At 51.2% G+C, this 17,264-nt stretch carries 19 protein-coding genes and 1 tRNA gene; 12 read left to right on the top strand and 8 right to left on the bottom strand.

Annotated features, from left to right (window positions below):
* Nucleotides 1-34: 34 nt before the first annotated feature.
* The gene (mtfA, locus tag SGBXF1_RS15580) at nucleotides 35-823 is read right to left on the bottom strand and encodes a DgsA anti-repressor MtfA (protein WP_061806613.1); all 789 of its coding nucleotides are present in this window, start codon (nucleotides 821-823) and stop codon (nucleotides 35-37) included.
* A 92-nt stretch (nucleotides 824-915) separates the two neighbouring features.
* Between mtfA and SGBXF1_RS15575 the strand changes: the two genes are divergently transcribed.
* A tRNA-Ser gene (locus SGBXF1_RS15575) sits at nucleotides 916-1,005 on the top strand.
* Between the two features lie 95 nt (nucleotides 1,006-1,100).
* Here the strand turns inward: SGBXF1_RS15575 and SGBXF1_RS15570 are convergent.
* Nucleotides 1,101-1,484, bottom strand: coding sequence for a hypothetical protein (locus tag SGBXF1_RS15570; protein ID WP_061806612.1), 384 nt, complete (start codon nucleotides 1,482-1,484; stop codon nucleotides 1,101-1,103).
* Entirely contained in the window at nucleotides 1,481-1,816 is a 336-nt protein-coding gene (locus SGBXF1_RS15565) for an NIPSNAP family protein (protein WP_061806611.1), read from the bottom strand. The genes SGBXF1_RS15570 and SGBXF1_RS15565 overlap by 4 nt, the downstream gene beginning before the upstream one ends.
* A gap of 187 nt (nucleotides 1,817-2,003) precedes the next feature.
* Between SGBXF1_RS15565 and gspS the strand changes: the two genes are divergently transcribed.
* A complete protein-coding gene (gene gspS, locus SGBXF1_RS15560; RefSeq protein WP_037417141.1) occupies nucleotides 2,004-2,402 on the top strand; it encodes a type II secretion system pilot lipoprotein GspS in 399 nt (132 codons plus the stop codon).
* A 144-nt stretch (nucleotides 2,403-2,546) separates the two neighbouring features.
* Nucleotides 2,547-4,010, top strand: coding sequence for an EmmdR/YeeO family multidrug/toxin efflux MATE transporter (locus SGBXF1_RS15555; protein WP_061806610.1), 1,464 nt, complete (start codon nucleotides 2,547-2,549; stop codon nucleotides 4,008-4,010).
* Nucleotides 4,011-4,013: 3 nt separating this feature from the next.
* On the opposite strand, the gene SGBXF1_RS15550 is transcribed toward SGBXF1_RS15555, so the two are convergent.
* Complete coding sequence (locus SGBXF1_RS15550; RefSeq protein ID WP_037417147.1) at nucleotides 4,014-4,853, bottom strand: AraC family transcriptional regulator; 840 nt, start codon at nucleotides 4,851-4,853, stop codon at nucleotides 4,014-4,016.
* A 200-nt stretch (nucleotides 4,854-5,053) separates the two neighbouring features.
* Between SGBXF1_RS15550 and melA the strand changes: the two genes are divergently transcribed.
* Together melA and SGBXF1_RS15540 are read left to right on the top strand one after the other, a co-directional pair.
* The gene (gene melA / locus SGBXF1_RS15545; RefSeq protein WP_037417150.1) at nucleotides 5,054-6,361 is read left to right on the top strand and encodes an alpha-glucosidase/alpha-galactosidase; all 1,308 of its coding nucleotides are present in this window, start codon (nucleotides 5,054-5,056) and stop codon (nucleotides 6,359-6,361) included.
* 80 nt (nucleotides 6,362-6,441) lie between these two features.
* Nucleotides 6,442-7,698, top strand: a complete 1,257-nt coding sequence (locus tag SGBXF1_RS15540) for an MFS transporter (RefSeq protein WP_037417153.1) — start codon at nucleotides 6,442-6,444, stop codon at nucleotides 7,696-7,698.
* Between the two features lie 6 nt (nucleotides 7,699-7,704).
* Here the strand turns inward: SGBXF1_RS15540 and SGBXF1_RS15535 are convergent, their stop codons facing one another.
* From SGBXF1_RS15535 to SGBXF1_RS15520, 4 genes are all read right to left on the bottom strand, one after another.
* Nucleotides 7,705-7,899 carry a hypothetical protein gene (locus tag SGBXF1_RS15535; RefSeq protein WP_037417155.1) on the bottom strand — a complete coding sequence of 65 codons (195 nt, stop codon included), beginning with the start codon at nucleotides 7,897-7,899 and terminating at the stop codon, nucleotides 7,705-7,707.
* A gap of 304 nt (nucleotides 7,900-8,203) precedes the next feature.
* Complete coding sequence (locus SGBXF1_RS15530) at nucleotides 8,204-8,812, bottom strand: helix-turn-helix transcriptional regulator (protein WP_037417157.1); 609 nt, start codon at nucleotides 8,810-8,812, stop codon at nucleotides 8,204-8,206.
* A gap of 348 nt (nucleotides 8,813-9,160) precedes the next feature.
* Nucleotides 9,161-9,664: a FidL-like protein gene (locus SGBXF1_RS15525; RefSeq protein WP_186427123.1), complete on the bottom strand. Its 504-nt coding sequence runs from the start codon at nucleotides 9,662-9,664 to the stop codon at nucleotides 9,161-9,163.
* A complete protein-coding gene (locus tag SGBXF1_RS15520; RefSeq protein WP_186427122.1) occupies nucleotides 9,661-10,542 on the bottom strand; it encodes a transcriptional regulator in 882 nt (293 codons plus the stop codon). Before SGBXF1_RS15520 ends, SGBXF1_RS15525 begins: the two co-directional genes overlap by 4 nt.
* 400 nt (nucleotides 10,543-10,942) lie before the next feature.
* Between SGBXF1_RS15520 and SGBXF1_RS15515 the strand changes: the two genes are divergently transcribed.
* The 7 genes from SGBXF1_RS15515 to SGBXF1_RS15485 all read left to right on the top strand — a co-directional run bounded on the left by SGBXF1_RS15515 (nucleotide 10,943) and on the right by SGBXF1_RS15485 (nucleotide 17,246).
* The gene (locus SGBXF1_RS15515; protein WP_037417161.1) at nucleotides 10,943-11,467 is read left to right on the top strand and encodes a fimbrial protein; all 525 of its coding nucleotides are present in this window, start codon (nucleotides 10,943-10,945) and stop codon (nucleotides 11,465-11,467) included.
* Nucleotides 11,468-11,537: 70 nt separating this feature from the next.
* Nucleotides 11,538-12,077, top strand: coding sequence for a fimbrial protein (locus tag SGBXF1_RS15510; RefSeq protein ID WP_186427121.1), 540 nt, complete (start codon nucleotides 11,538-11,540; stop codon nucleotides 12,075-12,077).
* A 128-nt stretch (nucleotides 12,078-12,205) separates the two neighbouring features.
* Nucleotides 12,206-14,707 (top strand): outer membrane usher protein, encoded by a 2,502-nt coding sequence (locus SGBXF1_RS15505; protein WP_186427120.1) that lies wholly within the window; start codon nucleotides 12,206-12,208, stop codon nucleotides 14,705-14,707.
* A gap of 54 nt (nucleotides 14,708-14,761) precedes the next feature.
* The gene (locus SGBXF1_RS15500) at nucleotides 14,762-15,511 is read left to right on the top strand and encodes a fimbria/pilus periplasmic chaperone (protein WP_186427119.1); all 750 of its coding nucleotides are present in this window, start codon (nucleotides 14,762-14,764) and stop codon (nucleotides 15,509-15,511) included.
* Between the two features lie 28 nt (nucleotides 15,512-15,539).
* The gene (locus tag SGBXF1_RS15495) at nucleotides 15,540-16,211 is read left to right on the top strand and encodes a fimbrial protein (protein WP_186427118.1); all 672 of its coding nucleotides are present in this window, start codon (nucleotides 15,540-15,542) and stop codon (nucleotides 16,209-16,211) included.
* A 10-nt stretch (nucleotides 16,212-16,221) separates the two neighbouring features.
* Nucleotides 16,222-16,707 (top strand): fimbrial protein, encoded by a 486-nt coding sequence (locus tag SGBXF1_RS15490; protein ID WP_238320973.1) that lies wholly within the window; start codon nucleotides 16,222-16,224, stop codon nucleotides 16,705-16,707.
* A gap of 35 nt (nucleotides 16,708-16,742) precedes the next feature.
* Nucleotides 16,743-17,246, top strand: a complete 504-nt coding sequence (locus SGBXF1_RS15485; RefSeq protein WP_186428520.1) for a fimbrial protein — start codon at nucleotides 16,743-16,745, stop codon at nucleotides 17,244-17,246.
* The last annotated feature ends 18 nt before the right edge of the window (nucleotides 17,247-17,264 follow it).

The following is a 17,264-nucleotide window of genomic DNA, read 5'->3' as shown; positions in this document are numbered from 1 at the left end:
GCGACTGCTCAGCATCTGAGCAATGCGGGCGTGGTTACAGCAGTTCTGCGCCGCCGTCAGCTTGCCAGCGTTGCAAACGTGCGAGCGTATCCTGTTTATAGAAACGGCAGAAATGCTGGTACAGCGCCGGAAAACGGTTGGCCAGCAGTTCGGGGGCGCTGAAAAAATACTCTGACAGCACGGCAAAGCACTCGGCGGGATCGGTCGCGGCGTAGGCATCCATGCTGGCGGCATCTTCACCGACCATGTCGATCTCGTCCTGTAGGTTTTCCATCGCGGCGTGCAGGTCATGCTCCCAGGCGGCAATATCGCGTAGCGGAATAGGTGGGATGCCTGTCGCGCTGCCGCCGTTGCGCATATCCAGCTTGTGCACTGCTTCGTGGATCACTAGGTTAAAACCGGAGAGATCAAAAGAGTCTTGTACGTCCTGCCAGTTGAGCACAATAGGCCCTTGTTCCCAGCTTTGGCCAGATTGTACTACTGGCCCGGAATGCACCAGCCCAAAATCATCCTGCCATTCATCCTCCACTACAAAAGGGGTCGGATAGAGCAAGATCTCATTGAAACCGTCGAGGCATTCGGCGCCCAACTCCATTACCGGCAAGGCGAATAGCAGGGCAATGCGCGCCTGCATTTGCGACGTCAGCACCAGCCCTTGTAAGGGGACAATGCGTTTTTGCTGCAAAATCTGCCCGGCAACGGCAACCAGCCGTTGTTGTTCCCGCTCGTCCAGCGGAGAGAGCAGGGGAATTGCCAGCGCGTCTTGCCACTGGGCAAGCGTTTCCGCCTGCGGTTGATGCGTTTTCCACGGCCATTTAATCATCGCGTTGCTCGTAAAGTCGTCACTTGCACATTCGGCTGGAGGCTAACTCTGTAAAAATGCCGCAAAAAGGGGCATGATAGCAAGCACTTGAAGGAGAGATGCCGGAGCGGCTGAACGGACCAGTCTCGAAAACTGGAGTAGGGGCAACTCTACCGGGGGTTCAAATCCCCCTCTCTCCGCCATTATTCAATCACTTACAGACGATTTTGTCTGTGATCCACGCCTCACATGCCCCATCGCGATCAAAAATCACTTCTGCTGCCTACGGCTTCACCCTTTACTGTCTTGCCTGAACAAAACCCATTCTTTTTATTCTGACGGCAAAGAGATAGCTGATAACCAGAAATGCACATTGGAAGATAAAGAAAGGTTCGAGCCATTGGTGATTAAGGTAAACGTAATAGCCATTGTGCAGGACATCAAGGGTAATGATGGCTAACGTACTGGCAATACCGGCCTTGGGTTTGGCAAAAAGAAGATAGGCCGCCAGCGGATCAAGGAAAGTCAGACTGCCCCAAAATAGACGGCTGACGAAGAATGCCTGCTCGCCGTAACCATAATCCCAGAGAAAACCAAACTTCACGCCGGCAATAAGGTGATTAATTGTCGCAATGAGTAAGCAAATAGCCAAAAAATAACGCATCGCATTGGCGTTGTTCATAAGTCAGCTTGCCTTAATGCCCCAAGTGCGACGTTATCCAGTGTAATGACGGATTTTATGCTGGTGGCGATGAGCGCAATGATGGATTCCCGTGGGCCTGCACGCCAGGCATGGCTGCTATAGAAGGCATTTTGGGAAGCTTCGAGATGTTCTGCGCTATCGTAGGCCCGGATTAAATAATAGTTGTCCGGATCATGCAGGGATTGACCGTAGCGAACGACATCCATGCCGCAGTCCAGGTGCAATGGCACACTTATCTCATGCATAATTTGATGAAATGCCACGCCAGTATTGGGCTGTAGGCTATACAAAAGAATTTCGACGGTTTTCATCCAATCTCCTTAGGTGTTTCGTTATCATTGCACGGTAAATACTGTGTTTTCAACCAGCATTCGGCTCGTTATGTACTGTGCCTTTTCTCCCCATCGCCCTCAGAAATAATGCCCGTACATCGCCTTGCAGTATTTTATGGCTCACCTAATATCATTTTAACCATCACTATTTTTGCGGGTAATCACTATGTTTGTACTGTTACGCACTTCCATTGTTGGCGCTGCGGCATTGTTACTTATCGCGGGTTGCCAGCAAAAGGAGCATAAACCGGCTCCACCGCTGCAAGCGCAATTGGATCATCTTTCCACTATGTTGGCTGGTAGCCATTTCCTGCGACAAAACTGCCACCGTTCGGACATTCCTGATGATGTTAAATTACAACGTACCGCGATGCGGGTAGCGGAGCATCGCGGTTGGGATACCCATGCCGCGGGCTATCAGAAATTGCCGGCATTGGCCCAGGCACGTTATCTGGCTGTGCTGGAGGACCGCCAGTTGCTGTCGGATAAATGCGCTTCGATGGAAAATCGCACCGCGAACTTTATTGCCGCAGCAAAGTCCGATCAGGAAGACTATATGGAGTAGTGAGTGCATGATTAATGCCGGTGCGGCACGCTGCGCACCTGGCAATCCCCAATTCTCGGCGCATTTTCAAAATATTCTTTGCAGGATAAGCATCTGTCGCTCATTATTTGAAATGTTGTTTCACTTTTATCTCATGAGCCGATCTTGAACCCATATGCCGCCCTGCGTCAGCGCGTAGAAAATACCCCCTGGTACGCCAAACGGAAAAGCTACCGCGTGCTGTTTTGGCGTGAGATCACGCCGCTGGCGGTGCCGATCTTTATGGAGAACGCCTGTGTCCTGCTGATGGGGGTCTTAAGTACCTTTCTGGTGAGCTGGATCGGCAAGGAAGCAATGGCCGGGGTGGGGTTGGCTGACAGCTTCAACATGGTGATTATCTCGTTCTTTGCCGCCGTGGACTTGGGGACTACGGTGGTGGTGGCTTTCAGCCTGGGCAAGCGGGATCGTAAAAGAGCACGCGCGGCGGCACGTCAATCTTTGGTGTTGATGACCCTGGTTGCCTTGGTGTTGGCCGCGGGTATTCACCTGGCGGGCGAACAAATTATTGATGTGATCGCCGGTGCTGCCACGCCAGAGGTAAAGGCGCTGGCACTGTCCTATCTCCAAACTACGGTATGGAGTTACCCGGCTGCTGCCATTGCACTGATTGGCAGCGGCGCGCTGCGTGGCGCCGGGAATACCAAAATCCCGCTGCTGATTAACGGCGGCATGAATATCCTGAATATCATCATCAGTAGCATCCTGATTTATGGCATGTTGGGCTGGCACGGCCTGGGTTTCGTCGGCGCCGGGCTGGGGCTGACCATTTCGCGCTATATCGGTGCTATTGCGATTATTTATGTCCTCATGATCGGTTTTAACCCGGCGCTGCACATCACACTGAAAAGTTACTTTACCCCATTAAAACTCAATATCCTCTGGGAAGTGTTGGGGATCGGTATTCCCGCCAGCATCGAGTCGGTGTTGTTTAACGGTGGCAAGTTACTGACACAAATGTTTGTCGCCGGTATGGGCACCAATGTTATCGCCGGCAATTTTATTGCTTTCTCTATCGCGTCATTGATTAACCTACCGGGCAATGCCTTGGGGTCGGCATCGACCATTATTGTGGGAAAACGTCTGGGGAAAGGGCAGATAGCCCAGGCAGAACGGCAACTGCGGCATATCTTCTGGCTAGCGACGATTGGACTTACAGTGATCGCCTGGGGGACGGCGCCATTGGCCGGCGTGTTCGCCGCATTCTATACCCAACAAGACGACGTGAAAGAGGTGGTGAAGGTCCTGATTTGGCTTAATGCCGCCTTTATGCCGATCTGGGCTGCATCCTGGGTGCTGCCTGCCGGTTTGAAAGGCGCGCGCGACGCGCGTTTTGCCATGTGGGTGTCGATGCTGGGCATGTGGGGCTGCCGTGTGGTAGCCGGTTATACGCTGGGCATTATGCTGGGAATGGGCGTCGTTGGTGTCTGGTTGGGGATGTTTATGGATTGGGCGGTACGCGGTGCCTTGTTCTATTGGCGTATGGTCAGTGGTCGCTGGTTGTGGAAGTACCCGCGCGTAAAATCGCATGCTGTTGAGGAAAGCGCTGTGGCAGGCAGTAACGATGTTTGATCGTCACGTGCTGGATCGTGGTTCCTGAGCGTTTTCTTGCCGCCATTTCGCCGGCGATTGGCCGTGGACCTGTTTGAAGGCTTTGGAAAAGTGCAGTTGGTTTTCATAACCGACAGAAATCCCTACCACTTTGATTGCCGTCTGGCTATTACGCAGCAGGCTGGCGGCGATATTCATGCGGAAATTAAGTAAGTATTCCTTCGGCCCAATGCCGTATGCGCCTTTGAACAGCCTGCACAGATAGCTGCGGTTGATATTGCAGTAGTCTGCCAGACGCGCAATGGTGAGGTGTTCATGGTATCGGTTTTCTATGTGTTTAACGGCCTTGTGAAGATGCAGTGTTTTGTCACTGGGGTAGTCGGTGCTGCTTTGTACCGAATTGGCGATCAGCGCAGAAAAAAACAGATAGCTCAGTCCGAGGACTTTCAGCCGGTGTTCATCGCCATGGGCCACGATCTGCCGTAGATGGTGAAGTGCCTGGGCATCATCGCCAGTTTCGCTGGGCCGATAAATCGGGAATTGACGGCTTAGACGGCATTCTTCGAAAATCTTACCGGCAATGAGCCCGTCGACTTCCAGCCACATGTAATGCCAGGGATCTTTTTTGTCAGCGCAGTAGGTGGTTACGTCGTGTGGGTGAATCAAAAAACCCTCTCCGGCAACAACGGGAAATGAACCGTACTCGCTATGCAGGACGCCGGTACCGCTTATCACATAATGAAATAAATAGTGCTGGCGTACGGCGGGGCCAAAGCGATGTCCTTTATCACAGTTCTCCTCGCCATATTGGTACAGGTTCAGCTCAATATTGTCGGTCTGGTTCAGCGTAAAGCTCTTATGCATCAGATACTGTCCCTGTTTTTACATTCACTGTAGCAGTGTAATGGCAGTGTCGCGGCTGGGTTACCATCAAATCCCGACTTAGCTCACAGTTTTTGCGGTGCGTCATTTTTCGCCATAACACGGTCACATTCATCCATATCTCATTCAGGCGTTGCAGGGTAATTTCAGCCTATCGAAAACACGTGCAGCGGAGAAATACGATGATTAAAGTGACTTTTATGGGCGCGGGCAGCACCATTTTTGCCAAGAACGTACTCGGCGACATCATGGCGACGCCGGCATTGAAAGAAGTGGATATCGCGCTATATGACATTGACAGTGCGCGCCTTAACGAATCTTGCGCCATGTTGAACAATATCAACCGCAATATAAATGGCGGCAGGGCGAAGATCACCCCTTATCTTGGGGTGGAAAATCGCCGTACGGCATTGAAAAATGCCAACTATGTGGTGAATGCTATCCAGGTCGGGGGTTATGATCCTTGTACTATCACCGACTTTACCATTGCCAGAAAGTACGGCTTGCAGCAAACCATTGCCGATACCCTGGGGATAGGCGGCATCTTCCGTGCACTGCGCACCATTCCGGTGATGTTTGATTTCGCCCGGGATATTGAAGCGGTTTGCCCAGATGCTTGGCTGTTGAACTATACCAACCCGATGGCATCTTTAACTGGTGCAATGCTGCGTCATACGGGGGTGAAAACGGTGGGGTTGTGTCACAGCGTGCAGGTCTGCGCAGAAACGCTGCTGAAAAGCGTGGATATGCCGACCGATGATGTGCAGTTCCACATCGCAGGCATTAACCATATGGCCTGGTTGCTGGATGTTCGTCGCCATGGCGAGGATCTGTACCCAGAGATCAAACGCCGCGCCAATGCCTTGCAAGGCAAGCACGATGATATGGTGCGCCATGAAATCATGAAAACCTTCGGCTACTACGTCACCGAATCTTCTGAGCACAACGCGGAGTACATGCCTTATTGGATTAAACGTAACTATCCGGAACTGATTGAGCGCTTTAACATTCCGCTGGACGAGTACCCGCGCCGCTGTATTGAACAGATTGAACAATGGCAGCAACGTAAACTGGCGCTGACCAATGACGCCAACCTGACACACACCCGTACGCATGAGTATGCGTCTTACATCATTGAAGCGATGGAAACCGATCGTCCCTACAAGATTGGCGGCAATGTGCTTAATACGGGTTTAATTACCAATTTACCGGCAGAGGCCTGTGTCGAAGTGCCCTGTCTGGTGGATGGGCAGGGCATCTCGCCATGTTACGTGGGGCATTTACCGGAGCAACTGGCGGCGCTCAACCGCACCAATATCAACACCCAACTGCTGACTATCGAAGCCGCAGTAACCCATAAACGTGACGCGATTTACCATGCAGCACTATTGGATCCGCATACGTCTGCTGAATTGTCGATTGATGATATTCGTAAACTTTGTGACGAGTTGATTGAAGCCCACGGTAATTGGCTGCCTGCTTACCACTGATCGTTGAACTAACTGTATTACCTCCTCAAAACGCACAAGGCGCAGGGTTTCCTGCGCCGTCATAAATGGGATGGTGAGCCATGTTTTATTTAAAGAACAAGAACTTTTGGATCTTCGGTGCTTTCTGTTTTTTCTATTTCTTTATCATGGGTGCGGTGCTGCCGTTCTTTCCGATTTGGTTGCATGACGTCAACCAGCTCGATCAACAGCAAACTGGATTAGTGTTCGCCTGTATGGCGCTGTTTGCCTTGGTATTCCAGCCTATCTTTGGTTTTGTCACCGACAAATTTGGCCTGAAAAAGCATCTGTTGTGGATGATCATCTTTCTGCTGCTGTTTCTGGCGCCTTTGTTTATCTATGTCTTCTCGCCGCTGCTGCAAACCAACTTTGTGCTGGGTGCGTTGTTATGCGGTATTTACCTGGGGCTGGTGTGCAGTGGGGGATCGCCGGCGATAGAAGCCTATATTGAGAAGGTGAGCCGACGCAGCCAATTTGAGTATGGCCGCGCGCGCTTATTTGGTTGTATCGGCTGGGCGATTTGCGCATCGATCGTCGGTTATATGTTCACGATTAACAACCAGTTTGCGTTTTGGCTGGCGTCGAGCTTTGCGCTGGTGTTGGCCGGTCTGCTTTATTTGTTTAAACCTGAGCAAAACAACACGCTGGCGGTCGCGGATGGCTTAGCGTTGAACCACAAACCCATCAAATTAAAAGCGGCGCTGAGCCTGCTGAAAATGCGTAAATTTTGGTGCCTGGTGATGTATATCGTCGGGGTGGCCTGCGTGTACGACGTGTTCGATCAGCAGTTCGCCAACTTCTTCACGTCGTTTTTCAGCGATCGCCACGCGGGGACGCAGGCGTTTGGCTATGTGACGACGCTAGGCGAGTTTCTTAATGCCTTTATCATGTTTTTTGCACCCTTGATCATCAACCGCATTGGCGGAAAGAACGCGTTGCTGATAGCCGGGCTGATAATGTCTGTACGGATTATTGGTTCGTCCCAGGCGGACTCAGTGACGGCGGTGATTTTCCTCAAAACCCTGCATATGTTTGAGGTCCCTTTCCTGCTGGTGGGTATTTTCAAATACATCACGACACAGTTTAACGTTAACCTCTCGGCATCGATTTATCTGTGGGGGTTCTGCTTCTTCAAGCAGCTTTCGGCCATTGGCATGTCTTATGCGGCGGGCCTGATGTACGTCAATTACGGGTTTAAAACCTCGTATCTGATCCTCGGCTGCATCGCATTGCTGTTTACCCTGATCTCAGCCTTTGCCTTGAGTAGCAAAACGACGGTGGTGAAGGAAGAGGGGGCGCTGCCAGTGGCAGTAAGTTAGTCTGCATCAATACAATAACGTCATGAGGCCGAAAAACAGCAGCGTCAGAGCGATAACGAACCCTGTTTGTACCGTCTTGCGCATGAGGCGACCCTGGCCCCAGCGGGTCGTGCTCAGGCGGTTGTCGATTGCGAAGAGTGCAGGCACCATCAGCAGCACATAAACCAGCATCAGCATAGCGGTCAGTGGCTGTTGACTCATACAGCGTTCTCCGTGTTGTTATGGATGAATGCCACTCTCGCGGGGGTGACGTTATATTCTTGCCGATCACTGTGTTCGATCATATGCCTCCGAATAAGGCCGCCCGAAGGCGGCCTGCCGTACGACTGCCTGTAATGTAGAGATGATTGTCGGCCACTGCCGGGGCCAACGGAGTTATAATATTGCGAATGATAATCATTATCAATATGTGAAGTGAAATTTTATTGTAGGGGCAAACTACGCGCGAGTTAGCCGGGGCAGGTGGCAGCCCGTGTAGCGTGGTCACGAGGGAGGGGTTATGAGTCTAACGCTGTTGTCCTCTATTGACGCTGTAAAGGCCGCCATGTAATAGCCAATAATTAAGCTCAAAATCTCGATGTAGATTCAGTTTGCGCATCGCGGACCGTTTATGGTTACTGACAGTTTTCTCGCTGATATTCAAATGACGACCGATGGCAGAGTTACTGTTGCCAAACGACAGGTGAAGCATAATATCGAACTCTCTGCACGACAGCGCAGTGTGTTTATCGGCATCCGTCTCTCCAGGAATTTCTTGTAGGGCGAGTGAGCGTTCTACTTGCCGTATGACATTATCAATGTTGCTTTCCCGGCTGATAATACGGCGACACGCCTTAAGTAAAGGGGAGTTCTGCGGCAAAATCTGGTCGCGTTCGGTAATCAAGAGCAGGCATTGCCTTGATGGATGTATTAACTTTAATGAATAATGATGCTGCATATTATTACGTGATTCGACGGCGAAAAATATGACGTCGGCGGTATTTTTATATGCCGTGTTCTCGGTAAAAACAGCGTTAATATTTTGGTCGTTGAAATAATGAGAGAGCCCCTGACGCAACCCTTCCGTGAAGTAACGATTCTGATCCATGAACAAGATAGTTATTTTTCGTTTCATTGTTATGCGCCTGTGCCATCTTCTGGCAGTGATGGTTTATGTCATGAGCGTAAATCAATAGGTTTATAATATGTTCTTGAGTTTTTCATGGCAAAATAATTGTCGTTAGCATGAGTATATGGTTTTTTATACTGTTTTATTATTCGGTTTATATTTTTTATCTATTTTATAAATGAATTTGAGCATGCTTTGGTTTTTTAGCGAATCGTCATTTTACAGGATATACCCATCGGCATGTGTTAAATAAACACGTCTCTCTGCCCCAAAAGGGTAGAGAGACGTGGATCGGCATGGGGTTTCAGCGGTAATACCAGAATTCGTGGGCCTATGCGTGGGATATTACTGTCTTCAGTTCTTCTGCATAACGCACATTAGGTAAGGGAGCGACAGAGAATTAATGACGATAGTGTTGCTGTTTATTTTTTTTAGTTTTACATACAACGGTATTCCAGCCTTTTCAGGCACAACATAATCGTTCCAAATTTTGTCGGGTGTGTTGTCGCTGGGGCTAATGTCCACACTTTTTATTATGATTTTTCTCATCCCGAGCAAAGTCTCTTGTGAAATAGAGAAGTTAGCCACTCTTCTCAGGTCATGAATGACACCACCATTTTCAATGGTACCTGCCATTGAAAAAAAACCGCCGTCTTTCTTTGTCAAAAAAACGGTAACGAAAGCATTCGTGCGTATGGTTTCGCCTGTGTTGTTATTGGTATAGGCACTCTGACTCAGTTGAGCCTGGCAGTTAAACTCTTCAATGTCTTGCGGACGGTTGTTGCAAATTATCAAAATTACAGATGCTGTTAAAATGACAGCAATAATGATTGCTGGTGCGCAATGTACTGTTTTCACTTTATATTTTTCCGTGTGTCTTCAAATTTATTTCGACAGGTTCTGTACTGGTTGTCCTCTGATTTATCACAAACCGAAATAAAAATTGTGTTGTTGACGTTTTTTTCAGGCAACTCTTCAATATAGAAAACATCGCGCTTTACGCTGCGGCAATCTATGTTCATTTTGGCGATGTGCAGTTTGATCCTGCTCAGCATATTTGGCGTGTCTTTATCTGGGCCAAGTGAGTATATCGTGCACTGCCCCTCTTGGAAGAGCTGCTCTACCGGGACGGTATTGTCTGGCTTTGTTGCCATAAAGTAGATGAACAGAACCAACAGCGCCAGGCACAATGACAGCAGTTTTATTTTTATTGTGGCCTTTAAATTTGTGGTTTTCGCAACCGCGGCAGTGTTACTGCCAGCCTCGATTTGCGGAGGTACGATATCTATGGGCGGTGCGGGAGAGCCTTCTCGTTTTACCTGTGTTGTGGAATCGTCCGGCTGCTCTGTGGCTACCGATAAATCATCCAGTACCTGTTCCTTACAGGTTTCTGGAGAGCCAAATCTGGCAATGGTCTGAATGTCCGCATCCAGCCTGAAACCAACTTTAGGGATAGTAATGATCACGTCCCTGTTCATTTCCAACGTAGCAAAAGATCGTCTTAACTCACTGATGTAGTTATTTAAGCTGGCATTTGAGGCGGAAAATCCATAATTAATCCAGACGTTGTTCAGCAAGTCTTCTCTGGAGGTATTGGTTCGGTTGTTTTTGATGAGTTCAATTAATAAGCGTGTGGCCGGTTTGGTTAAATCAATAAAAATCCGGTCATCATTGCGAAGAGATAACCGTCTACTATCAAAGTCAAATGCTACTGTCAGGTTTAGTACATATTTCATTTTTATGGCTGTCAATAATTTTGTGAACGGTAATGCACAGATGAGCGTTTTTTTATGCTGGCGTCAAATTAATTTACAAGATTATTCCTAATCCGGTCAAGTTTATTTTTTCAAGATGTATTTTATTTGTTTTCATTAATTATATTCACCAGGTAACTTGTATTCTTTTTATCCAAAACAGAATAAAAATATAAATTATCTCATTTAAAAAGTTTTTAATATCGTTATTGTGATAATTATTTGATTATTTTGCTGTTTATTGACGTAAGGGTTACCATTTTTCTCGTTGCCAGGGAGTGGGCAGTTAGATGAGTAAATTGCCCTCTTAATATGTGTGTCGGGTAATGCCGATATATAACAAGGTGACTTATTAACTAATACGACTTAAAGGAAACCAATCATGCAATTAAACAAAATTATGTTGTCAGCTATCTTGTCTCTGGGTGCCATTTCTGTAGCGCATGCGGCTGGCGATCAGGGGCACGGAACGGTTACGTTCAGTGGCTCAATTATTGATGCACCGTGCTCTATTGCGTTGAGTGATATTAATCAGACGGTTGATTTGGGTCAGGTTTCTAACGTGGCGCTGGCTAATGGTGGCAGCTCTAAACCCGCAAGCTTTGAAGTTAAGCTCGAAGGTTGTGTGTTGGGTACGGCTAAAAACGTCACCACCACCTTTACCGGTATTGAGGGCGCAAACGGTCTGTTGGGTATGACCGGTGCGGCCAAAGGCGCCAGCATCGCACTCACCAACGGCGATGGTTCCCCATTGAAACTGAATACGCCAAGCAAAAAGCAGGTGTTGCAAGATGGCAATAATACCATGAGTTTCTCCGCGTTCCTGAAAGGCGATGGCGTCAAAGATGCAGCGGTTGTGCCGGGTGATTTCAAAAGCGTAGTCAACTTTACCTTGGCTTATCAGTAACACCTTGCTTAAAAAATACATGCGGATTTCCGCATGTATTTCTGTCACCGCTGCCGATGTCGGAGTGCCTATGTTCCCTTTTTTTCGCGCTATGACGGCGCTTGCATTGCTGAGTTTATTCCTTGCAGAACCTGCAATGGGGGCCATGCCGTCCGGCTGGGGACGGATTAATATGCAAGGCGCCATTATTGAAACCGCCTGCGCTATTGATACTGGCAGCCGTTATCAGACCATCGATATGGCGACACTCCCGTTTGGTCAGATTGTACGTGAGGGGCGGGGGCAGTCACTGGCATTCCGTATACATCTGGTGAATTGTGTACTGGGCCGAATCAACCCGGCACTCCCGGATTGGCGGCGCTTTCAGATTACCTTTGACGGTAGTCCTGATACCGGTGGGTTTGGTGTGTCTGGTGCTGCGCGCGGTGTCGCTTTGCAAATTACCGATGAGCGCGGATATATCGCCACCCCAGGTGAGGCTTTACCGGCAGTAAATATTATGCCGGGCGAGATGCTGCTGAATTATTCACTGCGACTAGTGGGTAACCAACAAGTATTGCGGGCGGGGGACTTTTATTCCACCGTTCGATTTAAATTAGATTATTACTGAAACGGATATATCGGTATTAATGTGAAAATCTCTCCCTATACATTATCGATGGGAGGGGCAGCGAATTTATTATTACGCATCGAATAAGCCCACGACGGCATTCAGTTAAGCATAAAGGCTTGAGGATTATGGATAACCCTTCGTTACTGTTATTGCCATTTCGCCCACGTATTTTTGGAATGTGGCTTGCCTGTTTGTTAGGCGGCATAAATTATTGTTCCTGGGCTGGTGAAGTGCAATTTAATACTGATGTGCTGGATGTAAATGACCGGGAAAATATCGACTTAAACCAATTTTCACGCGGTGGCTACATTATGCCCGGTGATTATGTGATGACACTGCGGATTAATAAGCAAGATATTCCTGACCAACCCGTGAGTTTTTATACGTCGGGTGATGACTCGCAGGGCAGTGAAGCCTGTATTACACCGGCAATGGTGGCGCAGTTTGCCTTAAAGCCCAAGGTGCAGGCCACGTTAGCCTGGTGGCATCAGAAACAGTGTCTGGTGCCGGGCAGCCTGGCGGGGATGACGGCTCAGGCTGATCTGGGCAGCAACAGCTTGACCATCAACGTGCCACAGGCCTATCTGGAGTACAGCGCCGCAAACTGGGATCCACCGTCCCGTTGGGATAACGGTATTCCTGGCGTGCTGATGGACTATTACCTCAATGCGCAAACCCAACAACAGCAAGGGGGGCGTGGTTACCACCTGAGCGGTAACGGCACGCTGGGAGCTAACCTGAGCACCTGGCGGTTGCGTGCCGATTGGCAGGCCCGTTATGACCGTCAGGACAGCGGCCAACGCGCTCAGTCTCGCTGGGACTGGAGCCGTTATTACGCCTACCGTGCGCTTGCGCCGCTAGGGGCCAAGTTGACCGTAGGGGAAAACTACCTTTATTCGGATCTTTTCGACAGTGTGCGCTTTACCGGCGCCAGTCTTGCCAGCGATGACAACATGTTGCCGCCAAACTTGCGTGGTTATGCGCCGGAAGTGGTTGGTGTGGCCCGTACTAACGCCAAGGTGGTGATCAGCCAACAGGGGCGCGTGTTGTATGAAACACAGGTAGCGGCGGGACCGTTTCGCATTCAGGACATCAACGACGCGGTTTCTGGAGAGCTGGACGTGCGTGTGGAAGAACAGGACGGCAGTGTTCAACAGGTTCGAATGAACACCGCCACTATCCCTTATCTAACCCGGCCGGGGCAGGTGCGCTATAAGCTGGCATCAGGACGACCGTCAGATTGGCAGCACCGTACTAATGGGCCGCTGTTTGCCACCGGTGAGTTTTCCTGGGGGGTGAATAACGGTTGGTCATTATACGGCGGCGGTGTGGGCAGTGGTGACTATAACTCGCTGTCATTGGGAATGGGGCGTGACCTGATGATGTTTGGCGCGCTGTCGTTCGACGCTACTCAGGCACGCGCGACGTTGCCGGAACAGGGGCGACTGAGCGGTGGCTCCTACCGGTTGAGCTATGCGAAACGTTTTGAAGAGACTGACAGCCAGGTGCAATTCGCCGCTTACCGCTTCTCTGAGCGAGATTACCTGTCGATGAGTGAATATCTGGATGCACGCCTGGATGGGCGACGCAACGGCGGCAGCAAGGAGCGTTATACGCTGAGTTTTAACCAGCAATTCCGTGAGTTGGGGCTGAGTGCTTACCTCAATTACAGCCATCAGACCTACTGGGATCAACCAACCAACGACAGCTATACCCTGACGTTGGCGCAGAACCTTGACCTTGGCCGTCTGCGCAACCTGAATCTGTCACTGACGGGCTACCGGAATATATACAACGGCGCGAATGACGACGGTATGTATTTGTCGTTGTCGCTGCCGTGGGGCGGTAGTGGAACGCTGAGCTATGACAGCAGCTACAGCCGTTATGACAACAGCCAGCGCCTTGGCTACTACGATCGGCTGGAGAATGGCGACAGTTACCGCCTGAGCAGCGGCGTGGCACGCAGTGGCGGCACGGCCAGCGGCTATTACAGCCACGAAGGGGATATGGCGCTGATCGACGCCAATGCCAGCTATCTGGCAGGCCGTTACTCCTCGTTGGGCGTCTCGCTAGCCGGTGGCGCAACCGCCACCCTGCAAGGTGCGGCGTTGCACCGTGGCGGCATGAACGGCGCAGCGCGAATGCTGGTGGATACCGACGGCGTAGCGGCCATTCCGATCCGTGGCTACGGATCTATCGTCAAGACCAATGCTTTTGGCAAAGCCATCGTGACGGACGTCAGCAGTTATTACCGCAATCAGGTGAGTATTGATCTCAACACCTTGCCAGACAACGCCGAAGCGACCCAATCGGTTGTGCAGTCAACCCTGACCGAAGGGGCCATTGGTTACCGGCGCTTTGCTGTGATCACTGGTGATAAAGCGATGGCGGTGATCAGGCTGGCCGATGGTTCCAGCCCACCGTTCGGCGCCACGGTGCTCAACAGCAAGCAGCAGGAAGTAGGAATCGTCAACGACGGCGGCAGTGTTTATCTGACGGGAATGAACCCGAACGAAAGGATGCAGGTGCGTTGGGGTGGAAAGGCTCAGTGTGAGCTGGCGCTGCCGGTGCAGGTTCCACACAACGACGTGAGTGCGCTGTTGTTGCCGTGTGAGCGTTATCCCTAACCCCGGCGGTTTTATATCAGCAAGCGTGAATAACCCGATAACGAGTGAACAACAATGACTGTAATGAACAAATTAACTTTTACCTATGTGACTGTGCTGCTGGTGGCGCTGGGCGTTCAGCAGGCACAGGCGGCGATTGCGTTGGATCGCACCCGAGTGGTGTTTAACGGCGGTGACAGGTCGGCCAGCTTGGGCATCAGCAATGAGAACAAACAGCTACCGTACCTGGCGCAGGGGTGGATCGAAGACGCACAGGGCAAAAAAATCACCAGCCCGCTAACGGTGTTACCGCCAGTACAGCGTCTGGAGGCCGGGGCCAGAAGCCAAATAAAAATTCAGGGGCTGCCGGCCACCCATTTGTTAACGCAGGATCGTGAGACGTTGTTTTTCTTCAACTTGCGCGAGATCCCGCCGAGAAGTGACAAGCCAAATACCCTGCAGTTGGCGCTGCAAACGCGCATCAAGCTGTTCTACCGTCCGCAGGCGTTGGCCGTGGTCCACGATGCGAAACCCTGGCAGGAACAACTGACGCTGACCAAACAGGGCGACCGTTATCGGGTTAACAACCCCTCCGCGTATTTTGTCACGCTGGTGGACGGTGGTCGCAGTGTTAATGGCCCTGGAGCCAGTGATTTTGAGCCACTGATGGTGGCGCCAAAGAGCAGTGGCTTATTGAACGTAGGCGTGGCAGCGCTGGGCGGCAGTCCGGTGTTGACCTATGTCAACGACTATGGCGGCCGCCCGCAGTTGCAATTTAGCTGCAATGGCGAGCACTGCACGGCAACGCCAATCAAACCGCGTTGAAATCGTGGTGGTGAACAAGGAGCGGGGTATGCGGCAAGGAAACAAAAGTGACGAAGAGGGTTATTGGCTGCGATATGAGCGGCGCTATCGGTTGTTGCAGTTGATGGCGGTACTGATGGTGCCGGTGGTACTGGTTAGCCTATTGGCGTTATTGCCGGAAGCGAGAGCGGCGCAACAGGGACACACCGATAAAGGCAATGTTGACGGTGCTCATGGGGTGCTGCGTTTACGCGGTGCGCTGACTGAGAGCGCCTGTAGACTGACGATGACCTCTGCCAGACAGGATATTGATTTGGGTGGTGTGGGTAGCGCCCATCTGCAACAGGTAGGGAACCAGGGTGTGCCGGTGGCGATAGAACTGCGGCTGGAAGATTGTTTGCGCAGCCCGGCCAACAACCGGGACGACCGCAGCGGTGGCCTGCTGTGGGCACCTCACCAGCCGGCGGTCTCGGTGAGTTTTACCGCGCCGATGGACGCCAATAATCCAAAATTAGTGAGGGTTCAAGGCGCTCAGGGATTGGGACTACGGCTGAAGGACTCACTGGGGCGGGATGTGCGGTTGGGGGAGCGCGGGGCACCGCTGTTGCTGGTGCCGGGCCAAAGTGTGTTGAGTTATAGCGTGACGCCAGAACGCACTCAGGCACCGCTACAGGCTGGGGTGTATTCGGCAATGATCAACGTGCGATTTAACTATGACTAGGAAGGGCGACATGCGCTGTCTGGCTCAGAAGGGGTGGGTGTTGGGGCTATTGTTCCTTGCTGGAGCGGTGCATGCCGCCGAGCAGCAGGTAAAAATCAAGGTGGCCGTTATACGCCCGGCATGCCTGATCAACAAGGGACAGCGTATCGATGTTAACTTCGGCGATCGGGTGGGGGTGAACAAAGTGGATGGAGTGAACTATCTACAGCCGGTGAACTATAGCATCACCTGCGAACCGGGCGGCAAAGGCTTGGTGATGGCGCTGGTGCTGACGGGTATACCGAGCGGTTTTGACAAGGCGGCGGTCAGCACCAACGTCAAAGATCTGGGCATTCGTCTCACCCGTGACGGCCTGCCTTTTACCTTAGGCTCGCCTGTTCCTATCAGTGTCGACAAGCCCCCAGTGCTGATGGCAGCACCGGTCAAGCGCGCCGGCGCCAAGTTAAAGGCCGGGGAATTCGAGGCGACGGCAACGTTGCAGGCGGTGTACCAGTGAACCAGAGCGTGTTTTACGGGCGGTCTGCCTTGTTAATGGCATTAGGGTTCCTGTTAGCCATGCCAGGGGCGCAAGCCGCAGATAACCTGCGTTTTCATGGGGCATTGGTGGCAGAACCCTGCGTGATCCCACCGGGTGAGGAGCATATTACGCTGGATTTTGGCACGGTGATCGACAAGTTTTTGTATCTGAATAACCGCACGCATGGGCAGGGGTTTACCCTGCATCTGACGCAGTGCGATCTGAGCCTGGCAAAAACGGTGAAGGTCACCTTCAGCGGCATTGAGAATACAGCTTTGCCGGGGTTGTTAGCGTTGTCACCAGGTAGTCAGGCATCGGGCATTGCCATCGGGATGGAGTCACCGGGTGGTAAACGGCTGCCGATGAATAAACCCTGGGGACAACAGGGGTTGGTTAGCGGTGACAATGTGTTAAGGCTGCAAGCTTATGTGCAGGCGGAGCCGGAGGCGCGTAAACGCCAGAGTATTCAGCGTGGGCCCTTTAGTGCGGTGGCGACCTTTAATCTGGAATATGAATAATGAGTCGGCCGGAATGAA

The sequence above is a fragment of the Serratia grimesii genome, assembly GCF_900186025.1.
GTDB lineage: Bacteria > Pseudomonadota > Gammaproteobacteria > Enterobacterales > Enterobacteriaceae > Serratia > Serratia grimesii.
The sequence above is the reverse complement of the archived record's forward strand: the minus strand, read 5'-3'. Positions and strand labels throughout refer to the sequence as shown.

What these genes read in the sequence shown, in the direction of transcription:
- SGBXF1_RS15510 (WP_186427121.1), top strand. Translation starts at nt 11,538, where the DNA reads ATGTTCCCTTTTTTTCGCGCTATGACGGCGCTTGCATTGCTGAGTTTA.
- gspS (WP_037417141.1), top strand. Translation starts at nt 2,004, where the DNA reads ATGTTTGTACTGTTACGCACTTCCATTGTTGGCGCTGCGGCATTGTTA.
- melA (WP_037417150.1), top strand. Translation starts at nt 5,054, where the DNA reads ATGATTAAAGTGACTTTTATGGGCGCGGGCAGCACCATTTTTGCCAAG.
- SGBXF1_RS15570 (WP_061806612.1), bottom strand. Translation starts at nt 1,484, where the DNA reads ATGAACAACGCCAATGCGATGCGTTATTTTTTGGCTATTTGCTTACTC.
- SGBXF1_RS15515 (WP_037417161.1), top strand. Translation starts at nt 10,943, where the DNA reads ATGCAATTAAACAAAATTATGTTGTCAGCTATCTTGTCTCTGGGTGCC.
- SGBXF1_RS15565 (WP_061806611.1), bottom strand. Translation starts at nt 1,816, where the DNA reads ATGAAAACCGTCGAAATTCTTTTGTATAGCCTACAGCCCAATACTGGC.
- SGBXF1_RS15535 (WP_037417155.1), bottom strand. Translation starts at nt 7,899, where the DNA reads ATGAGTCAACAGCCACTGACCGCTATGCTGATGCTGGTTTATGTGCTG.
- SGBXF1_RS15495 (WP_186427118.1), top strand. Translation starts at nt 15,540, where the DNA reads ATGCGGCAAGGAAACAAAAGTGACGAAGAGGGTTATTGGCTGCGATAT.
- SGBXF1_RS15505 (WP_186427120.1), top strand. Translation starts at nt 12,206, where the DNA reads ATGGATAACCCTTCGTTACTGTTATTGCCATTTCGCCCACGTATTTTT.
- mtfA (WP_061806613.1), bottom strand. Translation starts at nt 823, where the DNA reads ATGATTAAATGGCCGTGGAAAACGCATCAACCGCAGGCGGAAACGCTT.
- SGBXF1_RS15550 (WP_037417147.1), bottom strand. Translation starts at nt 4,853, where the DNA reads ATGCATAAGAGCTTTACGCTGAACCAGACCGACAATATTGAGCTGAAC.
- SGBXF1_RS15530 (WP_037417157.1), bottom strand. Translation starts at nt 8,812, where the DNA reads ATGAAACGAAAAATAACTATCTTGTTCATGGATCAGAATCGTTACTTC.
- SGBXF1_RS15500 (WP_186427119.1), top strand. Translation starts at nt 14,762, where the DNA reads ATGACTGTAATGAACAAATTAACTTTTACCTATGTGACTGTGCTGCTG.
- SGBXF1_RS15540 (WP_037417153.1), top strand. Translation starts at nt 6,442, where the DNA reads ATGTTTTATTTAAAGAACAAGAACTTTTGGATCTTCGGTGCTTTCTGT.
- SGBXF1_RS15490 (WP_238320973.1), top strand. Translation starts at nt 16,222, where the DNA reads ATGCGCTGTCTGGCTCAGAAGGGGTGGGTGTTGGGGCTATTGTTCCTT.
- SGBXF1_RS15520 (WP_186427122.1), bottom strand. Translation starts at nt 10,542, where the DNA reads ATGAAATATGTACTAAACCTGACAGTAGCATTTGACTTTGATAGTAGA.
- SGBXF1_RS15485 (WP_186428520.1), top strand. Translation starts at nt 16,743, where the DNA reads ATGGCATTAGGGTTCCTGTTAGCCATGCCAGGGGCGCAAGCCGCAGAT.